16 protein-coding genes are annotated in these 14,469 nt (G+C 66.4%); 8 read left to right on the top strand and 8 right to left on the bottom strand.

Going from position 1 to position 14,469, the window contains the following annotated elements; genetic code table 11:
• Positions 1–22: 22 nt before the first annotated feature.
• Entirely contained in the window at positions 23–1,375 is a 1,353-nt protein-coding gene (locus ACFW6D_RS25500; protein ID WP_379332093.1) for a D-alanyl-D-alanine carboxypeptidase family protein, read from the bottom strand.
• Between the two features lie 152 nt (positions 1,376–1,527).
• Here ACFW6D_RS25500 and ACFW6D_RS25495 point away from each other — a divergent pair, with 152 nt between their 5' ends.
• Both ACFW6D_RS25495 and ACFW6D_RS25490 read left to right on the top strand, forming a co-directional pair.
• On the top strand, positions 1,528–3,033 hold the full coding sequence (locus ACFW6D_RS25495) for an MFS transporter (RefSeq protein ID WP_379332091.1): 1,506 nt from the start codon (positions 1,528–1,530) through the stop codon (positions 3,031–3,033).
• Complete coding sequence (locus ACFW6D_RS25490; RefSeq protein ID WP_379332089.1) at positions 3,023–3,622, top strand: TetR family transcriptional regulator; 600 nt, start codon at positions 3,023–3,025, stop codon at positions 3,620–3,622. Before ACFW6D_RS25495 ends, ACFW6D_RS25490 begins: the two co-directional genes overlap by 11 nt.
• Positions 3,623–3,625: 3 nt before the next feature.
• Here ACFW6D_RS25490 and ACFW6D_RS25485 read toward each other — a convergent pair whose 3' ends face one another.
• On the bottom strand, positions 3,626–4,303 hold the full coding sequence (locus ACFW6D_RS25485) for an ester cyclase (RefSeq protein WP_379332088.1): 678 nt from the start codon (positions 4,301–4,303) through the stop codon (positions 3,626–3,628).
• Between the two features lie 157 nt (positions 4,304–4,460).
• On the bottom strand, positions 4,461–5,354 hold the full coding sequence (locus tag ACFW6D_RS25480; RefSeq protein ID WP_379332087.1) for a phenylalanine 4-monooxygenase: 894 nt from the start codon (positions 5,352–5,354) through the stop codon (positions 4,461–4,463).
• A gap of 246 nt (positions 5,355–5,600) precedes the next feature.
• On the opposite strand from ACFW6D_RS25480, the gene ACFW6D_RS25475 reads away from it, so the two are divergent.
• From ACFW6D_RS25475 to ACFW6D_RS25465, 3 genes are all read left to right on the top strand, one after another.
• Positions 5,601–5,804, top strand: coding sequence for a type II toxin-antitoxin system VapB family antitoxin (locus ACFW6D_RS25475; RefSeq protein WP_379332085.1), 204 nt, complete (start codon positions 5,601–5,603; stop codon positions 5,802–5,804).
• A 115-nt stretch (positions 5,805–5,919) separates the two neighbouring features.
• Positions 5,920–6,591, top strand: a complete 672-nt coding sequence (locus ACFW6D_RS25470; RefSeq protein WP_379332083.1) for a RadC family protein — start codon at positions 5,920–5,922, stop codon at positions 6,589–6,591.
• An 88-nt stretch (positions 6,592–6,679) separates the two neighbouring features.
• The gene (locus ACFW6D_RS25465; RefSeq protein ID WP_379332081.1) at positions 6,680–7,570 is read left to right on the top strand and encodes a fructosamine kinase family protein; all 891 of its coding nucleotides are present in this window, start codon (positions 6,680–6,682) and stop codon (positions 7,568–7,570) included.
• A gap of 21 nt (positions 7,571–7,591) precedes the next feature.
• On the opposite strand, the gene ACFW6D_RS25460 is transcribed toward ACFW6D_RS25465, so the two are convergent.
• Positions 7,592–8,068: a hypothetical protein gene (locus ACFW6D_RS25460; RefSeq protein ID WP_379332079.1), complete on the bottom strand. Its 477-nt coding sequence runs from the start codon at positions 8,066–8,068 to the stop codon at positions 7,592–7,594.
• 168 nt (positions 8,069–8,236) lie between these two features.
• Between ACFW6D_RS25460 and ACFW6D_RS25455 the strand changes: the two genes are divergently transcribed.
• Entirely contained in the window at positions 8,237–8,299 is a 63-nt protein-coding gene (locus ACFW6D_RS25455) for a hypothetical protein (protein WP_379332221.1), read from the top strand.
• Positions 8,300–8,785: 486 nt separating this feature from the next.
• Here the strand turns inward: ACFW6D_RS25455 and ACFW6D_RS25450 are convergent, their stop codons facing one another.
• Genes ACFW6D_RS25450 through sdhC form a run of 4 tightly spaced genes read right to left on the bottom strand, consistent with a single transcriptional unit; the run spans position 8,786 to position 12,182 of the window.
• Positions 8,786–9,556, bottom strand: coding sequence for a succinate dehydrogenase iron-sulfur subunit (locus tag ACFW6D_RS25450; protein ID WP_379332077.1), 771 nt, complete (start codon positions 9,554–9,556; stop codon positions 8,786–8,788).
• Complete coding sequence (gene sdhA / locus ACFW6D_RS25445; RefSeq protein ID WP_379332219.1) at positions 9,556–11,307, bottom strand: succinate dehydrogenase flavoprotein subunit; 1,752 nt, start codon at positions 11,305–11,307, stop codon at positions 9,556–9,558. Before sdhA ends, ACFW6D_RS25450 begins: the two co-directional genes overlap by 1 nt.
• A gap of 34 nt (positions 11,308–11,341) precedes the next feature.
• Positions 11,342–11,776 (bottom strand): succinate dehydrogenase hydrophobic membrane anchor subunit, encoded by a 435-nt coding sequence (locus ACFW6D_RS25440; RefSeq protein ID WP_379332076.1) that lies wholly within the window; start codon positions 11,774–11,776, stop codon positions 11,342–11,344.
• 1 nt (position 11,777) lies between these two features.
• Positions 11,778–12,182: a succinate dehydrogenase, cytochrome b556 subunit gene (gene sdhC / locus ACFW6D_RS25435; RefSeq protein ID WP_379238103.1), complete on the bottom strand. Its 405-nt coding sequence runs from the start codon at positions 12,180–12,182 to the stop codon at positions 11,778–11,780.
• Positions 12,183–12,471: 289 nt separating this feature from the next.
• Here sdhC and ACFW6D_RS25430 point away from each other — a divergent pair, with 289 nt between their 5' ends.
• Both ACFW6D_RS25430 and ACFW6D_RS25425 read left to right on the top strand, forming a co-directional pair.
• On the top strand, positions 12,472–12,897 hold the full coding sequence (locus tag ACFW6D_RS25430) for a cytidine deaminase (RefSeq protein ID WP_379332074.1): 426 nt from the start codon (positions 12,472–12,474) through the stop codon (positions 12,895–12,897).
• Between the two features lie 7 nt (positions 12,898–12,904).
• Positions 12,905–14,287, top strand: coding sequence for a thymidine phosphorylase (locus ACFW6D_RS25425; RefSeq protein WP_379332072.1), 1,383 nt, complete (start codon positions 12,905–12,907; stop codon positions 14,285–14,287).
• Positions 14,288–14,469: the final 182 nt, after the last annotated feature.

The following is a 14,469-nucleotide window of genomic DNA, read 5'->3' as shown; positions in this document are numbered from 1 at the left end:
TCGTCCAGGTCGCCGCAGGGGGTCACCGCCTGCGGCGGAAGACCCTGCGTGCCCAGAGCAGCAGTACGACGACCAGTAGGGGCCCGCCGATCAGCGTCGCGATGCGTGCGCCCTGGTGTTCCGGTCGCACCGTGTCGCCTTGGGAACCGTCGGCGCGCGGCGGCGGTGAGGCCAGCGGAACGGTGGGTTGTACTGCCTCGCTGCCGATTTCGGGGAGCTTGCCGACCCTGGCGTCGGTGTCGAGGGCGAAACCGTAGTCCAGTAGACGCGCGGCCTGCTCCCACGGGCGGATCGGGCGCACATCGGCTTTGAGCAAGGTGACGACCAGGCGGTGGCCGTCGCGTTCGGCGGCGGCGACGAAGGTCTGGCGGGCGTCGTCGGTGAAGCCGGTCTTACCGCCGATCGCGCCCGCGTAGTTGTAGAGCAGCTGGTTGTCGTTGCCGATCGGGAAGCCCGGATGATCTGTGTCGCCAGGGATTTTCGGGTCGGCGGGGAAACCGGGGAAGTCGGCCTGCTCGGTGTGGATCAGCTCGGCGAACAGCGGGATGCTCATCGCCTCGCGGAACAGCACCGCCAGGTCGTAGGCCGAGATGCTCGAGCCGGGCCCGTCGAGGCCGGACGGGGTCGACGCGCGAGTGTCCGAGGCGCGCAACGTCTTCGCCAGGTCGTTCATCTTCGCCACGGTCGCCTTGTCACCCCCGAGCTGGGTGGCGATCGCATGGGCGGCGTCGTTGCCCGAACACATGATCAGGGCCTGCAGGAGTTGACGATTGGTGTAGCGGCCGCCCGGCCCGATGCCGACCTTGGTGCCTTCGACGTCGGCGTCGGCCTGTGTGCCGACGACCACGTCGTCGAGATCCAGGCTGCGCAGCGCGACGATGGCCAGGGCCACCTTGATGGTGCTGGCGGGGCGGTAGCGGCCGTGCGGGTCCTTGGCGGCGAGCACGCGGCCGGTGTCGAGGTCGGCGACCATCCACGAGGTGGCCGAGATCTCGGCGGGCACCGAGGGTGCGCCGTCGGGCACGAGCACCCCGCAGTCACCCATCCGCTGGCCGCCGATGGCGGGGGAGGGGACCGGCAGCGGGCTCGGCGTCGGTTCGCCCGGTGCGGGGACCTCCGAGGTGTCGATCGGGGCGGGCGGCTGCGTTTTCTGCGGGCAGTCGTCGGTGTTCGGGGTGGTGAACGGGGGCGTGGTGCTCGAGCCGATCGGCGGTGACGTGTTGCCCGGTGTCGGCGGGGCGCCCGGTGCCGGGGCACTGGTCGACGGCCGGTCGGTGGTGGGTTGGGCAACGGCGGGAGCGCCTGCGAGCGCGGCGACGGTGGCGGCGGCGCAGAGACAGCATGCGGCGCGCACGCCGACTTCACGAATCCTCATCGCCTCGCAGCTTAATGAGCGCAGCCGCGATGCGTTCCACGGCCGGAGATCCGGGCGACACGCTCGGGGCTGTCCGGGCGGAGAAGCTATTGACAGCTTCCAGTAAATGAGAGCTACCATCAAATGGTAGACACTTTCATTTTGGAGGAGATATGCGGACCGAAGACACCCGCAGCTGGCTTGCGCTCGGTGCGCTCGCCCTGGCGATGCTCACCATCGGACTCGACGTCACCGTGCTCACCGTCGCCATCCCGACCCTCGCAGTCGACCTGGACGCGAATACCGCTGCGCTGCAATGGTTCAGCAGCGCCTACACCCTCGCCCTCGCCGCGCTGATGCTGCCCGCGGGCGCACTCGGTGACCGCTACGGCCGCAAGAGGATGCTGCTCGCCGCCCTGATGCTGTTCGGGGTGGCCTCGCTGGCCTGCGCGTTCGCTGGCTCGGCGGGACAGCTCATCGCCGCGCGGGTAGTGCTCGGGATTGCCGCGGCCGCGATGATGCCGTTGTCGATGGCGGTACTTCCGGTGCTGTTCAGCGATCCGGCGCAACGACAACGCGCGGTGACGATCTGGGTCACCTCGACCGCGATCGGCCTTCCCCTCGGTCCGATCGTCGGCGGTTGGCTACTGCAGCACTACTGGTGGGGGTCGGTGTTCCTCATCAATGTGCCACTGGTGATCGTCGGCGCGCTGGCAGTCGCGACCTTGGTGCCGGAATCACGGGCAGACAACACATTTCGCATTGATCTCGGGGGAGCCGCCCTGTCGGCGGCGGGCATGCTCGGGCTGACCTACGGCTTCATCCGAATCGGCGACCACGGCTGGGACGACATCGCGGCCTGGATCGTCGTCGTCGCGGGCGTCGCGCTGCTGGCGGTCTTCCTCTGGTGGCAGCGCCGCGCCGCGCACCCGCTGATCGACCTCGCGCTGTTCACCAGCCCCGGATTCAGCTGGGGCACCGCGATTTCCATCTTGGTCAGCTTCGCGATGTTCGGCATGTTCTTCACCGTCCCGCAGTACTTCCAAGCCGTGCTCGGTGTCGACGCGCTCGGGAGCGGGTTGCGGCTGTTGCCGATGATCGGCGGGCTGGTGGTCGGCAGCAGGCTGGTGGACGTACTGCTGCCAAGGCTCGGTGCCCGGGTGGTGCTCACCGCCGGATTCGCTGTTCTCGCAGGCGGAATCGGCCTCGGCGCCTTCACCCGGGTCGACAGTGGTTACGGGCTCACCGCGGTGTGGACGACGGTGCTCGGCATCGGTATGGGAGTGGTCATGCCCGCGGCCATGGGTATGGCGCTGGGTGAGCTCACCGCCGCCCGATCGGGCTCGGGTTCGGCACTGCTGCAAGCACTTCGGCAGGCCGGTGGCACCATCGGCGTCGCCGTGCTCGGCACCGTGCTCGCCACCGCGTACCGATCCGATCTGGGGGCGCTGAACCGGCCACCGATCTCCGACGGCGTGAATGCGGGTGTGGCCGCCACTGCGAATGATCCGGTCGCGCTGGCGCAGGTGCAGTCCGCGTTCGTCGCGGGCATGGACACCATGCTCGGCGTGTGCGCCGGGCTGTGCGCGGTGGCGGCGGTGGCCGGCGCGGTGTTCGTGCGAGGGCAGCGGTCGTCGCTGGACGGGTCGGTTGCGGCAGAATCGGCGCATGTCGGTTGAGCGGTCGCTACGTGAGCGGAAGAAGGAACGAACCCGCAAGACGATCCGGGTCGAGGCGTTCCGGCTCTTTCGCGAGCAGGGTTACGGCGAGACCACGGTCGAGCAGATCGCGGCCGCGGCCGAGGTCTCGCCGAGCACCTTCTTCCGCTATTTCCCCAGCAAGGAGCAGCTCGTCCTCACCGACGACCTCGACCCGGCGATGGACGCGGCATTGCGCGCGCAACCTCGGGGCCAACACCCCATCGCGGCGTTCCGGCACGCGATGGGCGCGGTCTTCGCCGAGATGGACCCCGAGGAGTTCACCTTCGAACGGCAACGTCAGGCACTGCTGTTCGGAGTGCCGGAACTGCGCTCGGCGATCGGCCAGGAATATCACCGCAGCATCGGCTTCGCCGCGGAGTTGATGGCCGACTACCTGGGGCGTTCGCCGGAGGACTTCGAGGTGCGCGTCACCGCGGGCGCGATGATCGGCGGGGTGCTCGCGGTCATGTCGACCACACCGATGAACACCGAAACCCTCGCCGCCGCACTGGCTTTCCTGGAAGACGGCCTGCCGTTCGATGCGCCGGAGCGCACCGAACGGCAGTAATGCCTATTCGCCGTGCTGCACGGGGCAACCGTGGGCCAGCGGGCCGAGCAGCTTGTTGTTGTCGTAGAAGTGCTCGAGCTCGAGGATGCGCAGATCCTCGCTCACCCGCGCGATGGTCATACCGAACATCTCGATGTGCTCACCGGTGGGCTGGTGGCCCTTGTACTCACCCTCGAACTTGCCCCAGTGGCGCCAGCGGAAGCACACTGCCGGCGGGCCGGACAGCACTTCCTGGACCTCCCAGAAGAACCCGCCGGGGAAGGCGGTGTGGAAGATCTTGTGCGAGGAATCGAAGGTCTCGTTCTCGGCGTCGTAGTACGGGTTGTCGCCGATCAGGATGTTGTAGCTGCCGATGCGAGCGAACTCCTCGGCGTCCTGCCACACCCCACCGTTGACCCGGCCGCGGTACTGATCGGCCACCACCGACAGCCACGTCGCGGGGTCGGCCTTGTGCGAGACCTCCATCTCGAAGACCTTCACCAGGTCCTCGACGATCGCCTCGAGCGAACCGGGCGCGTGCTCGACGCTGCGCTCGCGCGGGATCACCTCGTGGCTCAGCTCGTAGTCGGGAACATTGCCACGCCACTGTTCCGGCGCCGCAGCGGCGATCACGGCTTCCCTGCCCTGCAGCCACAGCGGGGCTTCCGGTTCCGGGTTCTGCTCGGCCTGCGTATCCGTCACGTCCACAGTCATTTTCGGTCTACCCGACCCTTTCAAAAAGCTCGAAGAACGGGTCGAAAGTAACAGTTTCGCAATGAGTCCCGCGTGCCAGGTCTCACCAAGTGAGAATGACCGGTTGTCGAACTGTGTTCTGTGACAAGGTTTTCGACGGTAGCTATCAGCCGGTGCGGGTCGGCTGGCCGAGTCTGGCCGGCGTCTCGTCGTCCATGGTCGTGAAGAATTCGCCGAGCACGTCGACGATCTGATCCACCGAATCGGCGCAGAACAACACCGGCTGATAATGGGTGATGTCGTAGGCGATGGTGCCCATCTCCGCGACGTCGAGCGGGCGAAGTCGCGCGTCCCGGAATTCGTCGATCTCGCCGTACGAGGAGAGCAATCCGGCGCCGTAGCAACGGATTTCGCCGTCCTCACGCACCACGCCGAATTCGAGCGAGAACCAGAACACATCGGCGAGGAACTTCAGCGCGCTGTCGGTCTCCAGCCGGGCCACCGCCGCGCCGACCGTCTCGTACAGTGCGGCGAAACGAGGGCTGGAGATCTGGTTGGCGTGGCCGATGATCTCGTGGATCGCATCGGGTTCCGGGGTGTAGAGCGGGGCCGAGTGGTGGCGGATGTACTGGGTCGAATGGAAGGTGCGCTCGGCGAAGGAGCCGAAGAACTCACGCAGGGGGACCAGGCCCGCGGCGGGCACATAGCGGAAGCCGGTGAGCGGGGTGAGCAGCCGCGATACCTCGTCGAGTTGGGGGATGTGATCGTGCGGCAAGCCCAGGTTGCGCGCGGCTTCACGGACCTCACGGCAGGCATAGATCTCGTGCTTGCGGGCCAGTTCCGCCGAGGCGATCCGCCACACCTGTTGTTCGTCGTCGGTGTAGTCGATGTGGGGTGGGCGAGTGCCGGGGGAGTAGTCGAGTGCGAGCGCGGCGATGGCGTTGCGGCGGGCGCGGTAGTGCTCGTCGCGGCGGCCGGGGTGGTCATCGCTGAGATGCACCGTCACGTCGCCGTCACGCTCGCGCGTCACCGGCGAGTAGAGCTGGGCCTCGGTGAACATGACTCCAGGCAAGCACCGCGGTGGCGTCGCGACAACAACCGCGCCGCCAACTACGCAAACTGCACAGTTGCAGGGTTGGTCACGGTCGGATTCCGGCGGTGAACTGTGTTTTCTGTGCGATTGCCAGCCGCGACCGCCGACCGCTGTGCGGACTTGCGAACGCGTGGGTTCGGTAACGACGCGGTGAATTAGCCGACGCGCCAGGCGGGCATCACGCAAGATTGCGTTTGTTCCTGAGGAGGATGTGTGCGCACTCTGCGAATAGATCTCGATCAGCGCCTGCTGGCCGCTGCCGCCGACATCATGGGCACCGCCGACAGCAACGCCACCGTCAACGAGGCGCTGCGCCGCATCGTGGTGCACGAACGCCAGCTACGCAATCTGGAACGGTTGATGGCGGATTCGGTATTCAGTACCGATCCCCCCGTCCTCAGCGCGGAGCCCTCCTAACGGGGGAAGGTTCAGGTTCGGGTTGCGTCACCGAGGTGGTGGCCGAGGGGTAGCCCGAGTCTGTCGGTACCCCCTGCGACTATCGGAGTCAGTCACCGATCCGCAGGGGGAAACGATGTCGGTTCCGATCGCGAGTTTGCCGCTCGCCCAACGTCCGCGCGAGCGACTGCTCATGCTCGGCCCACACGCGCTCAGCGACGGCGAGCTGCTGGCGCTGCTGCTCGGCCAGGGCACCCGAGGCCAATCCGCGCTCGAAGTCGCGGCCCAATTGATCAGCGACTACGGCGGATTGGCCGAACTCGCCGCCGCCCGCCCCGAAGAACTGGCCGCCCGCGCGGGCATCGGCCCCGCCAAAGCCGCCACGGTCGTCGCCGCGTTCCACCTCGGCACCCGCTCGCGCACCCCCACCGATTCGGTACCCCAACTCACCACCCCCGACGACATCGCGTCCGTGGCGCTCCCCCTGTTCGCGGGCGCTCGCGTAGAACGCCTCCTCGTCCTGATCTGCGACACCCAGAACCGCCTACGCCACCGCGCTTTCGTCGCCGAAGGCGCCATCGACCACGTCGCCGTCCCCGTCCGAGAAATCCTCAACACCGTCCTCCGCCACGACGGCCGAGCCTTCGCCGTAGTCCACAACCACCCCTCCGGCGACCCCACCCCGAGCCCCGACGACCGCCGAGCCAGCACCCTGCTCCACCAAGCCGCCCGCACCGTAGGCCTGCGCTACCTCGACCACATCGTCGTAGCCGGCGAAACCTGGGCGACTGCCCCACCGTTTCCTTGATCGCGGACGTCCGCTTGCCGCGGCAGGTGGTCGGGCGCGATTCGGTTGTTCGCCGACGACGATGCGGGCGGCTGGGCAAGATGGGGGAGTGGACCTGCCGTTTCTGCGTGCGAACCCGCACCTGCTGCCGACGTTTCTCGCCCATCAACGGCTTCGGACCACACCTGTCGCAGGCGGGTCGATCAGTGTGGCCGAGCGGGTCGTGCTCGATGACGGGACGCAGCTGTTTCTCAAGACCTGGCCGGGCGGGATTTCCGCCGCTCCCACCGCCGCCCCCGTGCCCGCCCCGGCTGGTCTCTTCGCGGCCGAAGCGGACGGGCTGCGGTGGCTGCGGGAGGCTGACGGGGTCGCGGTGCCAGCGTTGTACGCGCAGACCGAGGAGCTGTTGTTGCTGCAGTGGGTGGATCATGGCGAACCCACCGCTGTCGCCGCCGAACGGTTCGGCGCGGGGTTGGCGACCACCCACGGTGCGGGCGCCCCCACTTTCGGTGCCTCGTCCGACGGGTTCCTCGCCGGGCTGCCACTCGACAACACCCCCGCAGACGACTGGTCGAGCTGGTACCTCGAGCGCCGAATACTGCCGTACCTGAGACTCGCCGTCGACGCGGGCGCTCTCGACCCCGCCGACGCCACCTATGTCGAATCAATGCACATCGAAGCCCCCACCGAACCCCCGGCCAGAATCCACGGCGACCTCTGGCCCGGCAACATCGTCTGGGGACCCGCCGACACCCCCTGGTTGATCGACCCCGCCGCCCACGGCGGCCACCCCGAAACTGACCTGGCCACCCTGCACCTCTTCGGCGGCACCCCCCACCTGGCCCGAATCATCGCCGCCTACAACGAAGTCCACCCACTGGCCCTCGACTGGCAAACCCGCATCCCCCTCCACCAACTCCACCTACTGCTGGCCCACGCCGTCCTCTTCGGCCGCTCTTATCGATCCGCCGTCCTGGACGCCGTGGCCCACTACCGCTAGCTCACCGCAGGGAGAACTGTTCTACTCGGCCGGTTCGGATCGGTGATCCTGGGACTTCGGCTGCTGCCACGAGCCGACAAGCGTGGCGGTGAGCCCGCCGATGAGGATCAGTAGGCAGGGGTTGAACGTGAAGGAAGTGGAGGCTGGATAGTCCAGACGTGCGAAGGTGATCGTGAATCCGATGCTCAGCGCGATCAGGATGCCGAGGGTTTCGGCGATCGCGAGGCAGGACAACCACGCCCTCGGTATGTATCGGCGGTATGCGACGAAACCCGCAACGACCAGCAGGGCCGCGCCGAAGACCAGCAGTGGCAAGCCGGGAGCACCGACTTCGCGTAGATCCCACAACGAGTAGGTTCGTTTGCCTCGCCTGCGGTCGATCTCGAAGATCGGTAGCCAGAGCGTTATGAGGGTCGCTATGGACCCGCCGACCAGCATCCCGCTCGCGGGGGCGACTTTGTTGTTGTAGCCGAATACCGGCATCCATGTCTGCGACACCTGGCAATCCTAGTGAACGGCAAAGGCCGCCTTCGTCTTTCGATGAAGGCGGCGGTCGCGGACAAGGCTCAGACTGTCGACGGTTCGCGCCGCCGCAACGCGGGTACGACCCGGGGTGCGGATCGGGTGGCCCAGATCGCGAACCCGATGTAGAGGACCTGCTCCGGGATCCGCTGCCACAGTGGCGATGCCGGCTCTCCCGCGAAGGGGATGTCGTTGAGGGCGGCGTAGATGTTGGCGGGCAGGAGCAGCAGGAACAGTGGGACCAGGGCCCAGCCCGCGATCCATCGCGTGCGGGTGAGAACCAGTCCGATCGCGGCGAGCAGTTCCAGCACTCCGCTGGCCAGCACCATGAAGCCGGGGAACGGGACGAACGGCGGAATCATGCCGACCATGTCGTCATAGTTGGGCATCACGGTGACACTGCCCGGCATGAAATGCGCGGTCCCCGTCATCACCAGTATGACGGCCAGCGCGTGGGCGGCACTGGCGGACCACGAGGCGAATCTGGTCACGCCGAGGGCTCCGAGCGTGCGAAAGACGACGAGTGAGCCTATGAGGGCGATGAGGGTGATCATGGGTTCTCCCAGGATGGATACCAACACTATCTATTATGGATAGGAACACTATCCATCAACCGCTCATTCCCCGCAAGTGCCGACGAACGACAAAGGCCGCCCGCACCTTTCGGTGCGAACGGCCTTGTGACGAGAAGGGCTAGCGGGTGAAGAGCAGGGCCCGCTTGACTTCCTGGATCGCCTTGGTGACCTCGATGCCACGAGGGCATGCGTCAGTGCAGTTGAACGTGGTGCGGCAACGCCACACACCTTCGACATCGTTGAGGATGTCGAGACGCTCGCGGGCGCCTTCGTCACGGCTGTCGAAGATGAAGCGGTGCGCGTTCACGATCGCGGCGGGGCCGAAGTAGCTGCCGTCGGTCCAGTAGACGGGGCACGACGTGGTGCAGCAGGCGCACAGGATGCACTTGGTGGTGTCGTCGAAGCGGGCCCGGTCGGCCTGGCTCTGGATCTGTTCGCGGGTGGGCTCGTTACCCGAGGTCATCAGGTAGGGCTTCACCGCGCGGAACGCGTCGAAGAACGGCTCCATGTCGACCACGAGGTCCTTCTCCACGGGCAGGCCGCGGATCGGCTCGACGGTCATAGTGAGGGTCTTGTCGCCCTTGGGCAGCAGGTCCTTCATCAGCACCTTGCACGCCAGGCGGTTCACATTGTTGATCCGCATGGCGTCGGAGCCACACACACCGTGGGCGCAGGAGCGCCGGAAGGTGAGGGTGCCGTCCAGGTAGGACTTGATGTAGATGAGCACGTTGAGGAAGCGGTCGGTCGGCAGGACCGGCACCTGGAACGAATCCCAGTAGGCGCCCTCACCGTTCTCCGGGTTGAAGCGGGCCACCTTGACGGTGACCATGACCGAACCCTCGGGGACCGGCGCCGGCTTCTGCTTGGTGGTATCGACTGCGGCAGTCATCAGTACTTACGCTCCATCGGCTCGTAGCGGGTCTGCACCACCGGCTTGAAGTCGAGGCGGATCTCGGAGATGAGCTCCGGCCCCTCCTTGTACGCCATCGTGTGCCGCATGAAGTTCACGTCGTCGCGATCCGGGTAGTCCTCGCGGGCGTGGCCGCCACGCGATTCCTTGCGGTTGAGCGCGCCGACGACGGTGACCTCGGCCAGCTCGAGCAGGAAGCCCAGCTCGACGGCCTCGAGCAGGTCGCTGTTGTAGCGCTTGCCCTTGTCCTGCACCGTGATCCGGGTGTAGCGCTCCTTGAGCGTGTGGATGTCGGTGAGGACCTTCTTGAGGGTTTCCTCGGTACGGAACACGCCCGCGTTGGCATCCATCGTGGCCTGCAGCTCGGTGCGGATGTCGGCCACGCGCTCGTTGCCGTGATCGGACAGGATCAGCTCGAGCCAGTCCATCACCATCTGCGACGGGTTCTCCGGCATTTCGACGAACTCGGTGCGGTTGGCGTACTCGGCGGCCGCGATGCCGGCGCGACGACCGAACACGTTGATGTCGAGCAGCGAGTTGGTGCCGAGACGGTTCGCGCCGTGCACCGAAACGCACGCGCACTCACCGGCGGCGTACAGGCCGGGGACCACGTCGGTGTTGTTGCGCAGCACCTCGCCACGGATGCGGGTGGGGATACCACCCATCACGTAATGGCAGGTCGGCATGACCGGCACGAGCTCCTTGACCGGGTCGACGCCGAGGTAGGTGCGCGCGAACTCGGTGATGTCGGGCAGCTTCTCCTCGAGCACGTCCTCGCCGAGGTGGGTTACGTCGATGTAGACGTAATCCTTGTTCGGCCCGGCGCCACGGCCCTCGGCCACCTCGAGCACCATCGAGCGGGCGACGATGTCACGCGGCGCGAGGTCCTTGATGGTGGGGGCGTAGCGCTCCATGAAGCGCTCACCCGAAGCGTTGCGCAGGATGCCACCTTCACCACGAACAGCCTCGGAGATGAGGATGCCGAGGCCCGCGAGGCCTGTCGGGTGGAACTGGTGGAACTCCATGTCTTCCAGGGGCAGGCCCTTGCGGAAGACGATCGCCATGCCGTCACCGGTGAGGGTGTGGGCGTTGGAGGTGGTCTTGTACATGCGGCCCGAGCCGCCGGTGGCGAACACGATCGACTTCGCGTGGAAGATGTGGATCTCGCCGGTCGACAGCTCGTAGGCGACGACGCCGGTGGCGACGGGGCCACGATCGGTGTCGGTCATCACCAGGTCGAGCACGTAGAACTCGTTGTAGAACTCGACGTCGTGCTTGACGCAGTTCTGGTAGAGCGTCTGCAGGATCATGTGACCGGTGCGGTCGGCGGCATAACACGCGCGACGCACGGGCGCCTTGCCGTGGTCACGGGTGTGGCCACCGAAACGACGCTGGTCGATCTTGCCCTCGGGCGTGCGGTTGAACGGCAGGCCCATCTTCTCGAGGTCCATGACCGCGTCGATGGCCTCTTTGGCCATGATCTCCGCGGCGTCCTGGTCGACGAGGTAGTCGCCACCCTTGACGGTGTCGAAGGTGTGCCATTCCCAGTTGTCTTCTTCGACATTGGCCAGCGCGGCACACATGCCACCCTGGGCCGCACCGGTGTGGCTGCGGGTCGGGTACAGCTTGGTCAGGACCGCCGTGCGCGCGCGCGGACCGGCCTCGATCGCCGCGCGCATGCCCGCGCCACCGGCGCCGACGATGACCACGTCGTAGCGATGCTCCTGAATCGGACGGGATTCACTCATGCGAGGTGGCCTGTTCCTAACCTGTGATGTTGGGGTCGAAGGTGAAGATGACGTAGGTGCCGACGCTCACGACCAGGACCATCGAGACCACCAGGATGACCTTGAGCCAGAACCGGGTGGAGTCCTTGCGCGAGTAGTCGTCGATGATCACGCGCAGGCCGTTGCCGCCGTGCAGCTGCGCCAGCCACAGCATGGACAGGTCCCAGAACTGCCAGAACGGGCTCGACCAGCGGCCGGCCACGAACGCGAAGTTCAGGCGGTTCACGCCACCGTCGATCATCAGCATGATGAACATGTGGCCCAGGACCAGGATGATCAGGAACAGGCCCGAGATGCGCATGAACAGCCATGCGTACTTCTCGAAGTTGCCGTTGGACTTGCCGCGCGGCGAACGCGGGGAGTCGAGGCTGGCCGGGCGGTCGTAGGACTTGCCGAGGACAGGTGCAGACATATCAGTGCTCCGTCAGCAGGTAGAAGAACTGGCGGCCGACGCCGGCGGCGGAGACCAGAACCCAGATGGCGAGGACAACCCACAGCATCTGTTTCTGGAATCGCGGACCCTGGGACCAGAAGTCGACGAGAATGACCCGGACGCCGTTGAGGGCGTGGAACAGGACGGCGACGACGAGGCCCATCTCCATGAGCGCGACCACGGGGTTCTTGTAGAGCGCGATGGAGTTGTCGTAGGTGTCCGGGTTGACCCGGACCAGTGCCGTGTCGAGCACATGCACGAAGAGGAAGAAGAACAGCGTGACACCGGTGATCCGGTGCAGCGCCCACGACCACATGCCGGGGTCGCCGCGGTACAGCGTCTTCCGCTTCGGCTGGGCCGGAGCCGGAGCTTCTATCGTGGTCATAGAGTGCGGTGCCTCCAACGTCGTTGATGGACCCGGTCACAGATCCGACGCCGGCATGCGTGGAGGGGCAAATGCCCAGGTGGCTGCGCTGTATTCTCGAGCGCTGGCCCGCCGCCGGGAACCTGAACCGATCTTCGCTGAACTCTAATCCCCTCTGTTTCGCGGAACTAATTCGGCGTGCCGTGCGTTGCGCGTAAAACAGGCGAGTTAGGTTTACCTTTCTCGATGCCGGATACTGGTGTTCCGGCCTCTTTTCCCCGTGTTCGACGGGATCCGCTGGAGGTTTTCGATGCCCGAAATCGACTGGAATGCGCTGCGCACCATGGCAATTGGCGCAATGGAGTCGGCTTACGCGCCGTACTCGGGTTTCCCGGTCGGCGCTGCTGCTCTCAGTGTGGACGGCCGAATGGTGAGCGGTTGCAATGTGGAAAATGTCTCATATGGGCTAACCCTGTGTGCCGAATGTGTACTCGTCGGTAACTTGTTTTCGTCCGGTGGGGGGCGGCTGATCGCCGTCTCGGTGACCGATTCCCGGGGCGAAATCCTGATGCCGTGTGGGCGGTGTCGTCAGCTGCTGTTCGAGCACGGTGGGAATGAACTGCTGGTGGACCACGCCGAGGGACCGAAGCCGCTGAGCGAGCTGTTGCCCTATGCGTTCGGGCCGGACGATCTGGCGGCCGGTCGAACTGGCGAAGGCACGTCACCACTGATTTAGTGAGCACATGGGTAACTCGTCGGGAACGAACGAACGCTCCACCCACTTGCAGTCGGCCGCCGACGGGAGTCCGCCCGCGCACGAGCCTGGCCCGAAGACTCGGAGTGGCGGCTACAGCGCGGTATCAGTCATCTCGACCAAGCGCGACGGCGGCGAGCTGTCGGACGCCCAGATCGACTGGGTGGTGGATGCGTTCACCAAGGGGGTCGTGGCCGACGAGCAGATGTCGGCGCTGGCCATGGCGATCGTGTGGCGGGGGATGACCCGGCGCGAGACCGCGCGGTGGACCGCCGCGATGATCGGGTCGGGGACCAGGATGGACTTCACCGATCTGCCTCGGCCGACCGTCGACAAGCATTCGACCGGTGGTGTCGGCGACAAGATCACCCTGCCGTTGGCTCCGCTGGTGGCGGCGTGTGGAGCGGCGGTGCCGCAGCTGTCGGGGCGTGGGCTCGGGCATACCGGCGGGACGTTGGACAAGCTCGAGTCGATCCGCGGGTGGCAGGCCGATGTGACCGTGCCGCGGATGCGGGAGATCCTGGCCGATCCGGCGATCGGTGCGGTGATCTGCGCGGCGGGGGCTGATCTGGCGCCTGCCGACAAGCGGCTCTATGCGCTGCGCGACGTGACCGGGACTGTCGAGTCGATTCCGTTGATCGCCAGTTCGATCATGAGCAAGAAGATCGCCGAGGGGACGGCGGCGCTTGTCCTGGATGTGAAGGTCGGGTCGGGGGCGTTTCTGAAGACTCTCGACGGGGCTCGGGAACTCGCCACGGCGATGGTCGAACTCGGGCGCGACGCTGGCGTGAACACGGTCGCGTTGCTGACCGCGATGGATACGCCGCTCGGGCGGACCGCTGGCAATGCGATGGAAGTGGCCGAGTCGGTGGAGGTTCTCGCTGGTGGGGGGCCTGCTGATGTTGTCGAGCTGACTCTGACGCTGGCTCGGGAGATGGTCGCGCAGGCTGGGTTGCATGTGGATCCGGCCGAGGTACTGGCTGACGGGCGGGCCATGGATCACTGGCGGACGATGATTCAGGCGCAGGGTGGGGATCCGGATGCGCCGCTGCCTGTTGCTCGGCACACCGAGGTCGTGCGGGCCGAGTCGACCGGTGTGCTCACCCGGCTCGAGGCGATGGGGGTGGGGGTCGCTGCTTGGCGGTTGGGGGCGGGGCGGGCGCGTCAGGGGGAGAAGGTGCAGGCGGGGGCCGGTATCGAGATGCATGCCAAGCCGGGTGATTTGGTGGTGGCGGGGCAGCCGTTGTTGACGTTGCATACCGATACGCCGGAGGCTTTCGCGGGAGCTTTGGCGGCGCTTACGGACGCGGTGACGATCGAAGCGACATCGGAGTGGAAGCCCGGTGAGTTGATTTTGGGGCGCATCGACTGACGGGGGTTCGGGTGGGGCTGCCTGGGGTCGAGTAGTCCTGGGTGACGTGGGTTTGAGTAGTCCTGGGGGCGGGATGGTGCGGCAGAGCTTCGGGGTTTGAGTGGTCTCGGGTGGTTTGGGGCTGTGTTTATTGGAGCGCTGGCGCGCTCGAGCGCGGCCCCTGAGGGGCCGCGAGTTAGCCG

Origin of the sequence: Nocardia sp. NPDC058705 (genome assembly GCF_042749305.1) — a bacterium.
GTDB lineage: Bacteria > Actinomycetota > Actinomycetes > Mycobacteriales > Mycobacteriaceae > Nocardia.
Note: the sequence above shows the minus strand (reverse complement) of the source record. Positions and strands in the feature narration are given on the sequence as shown.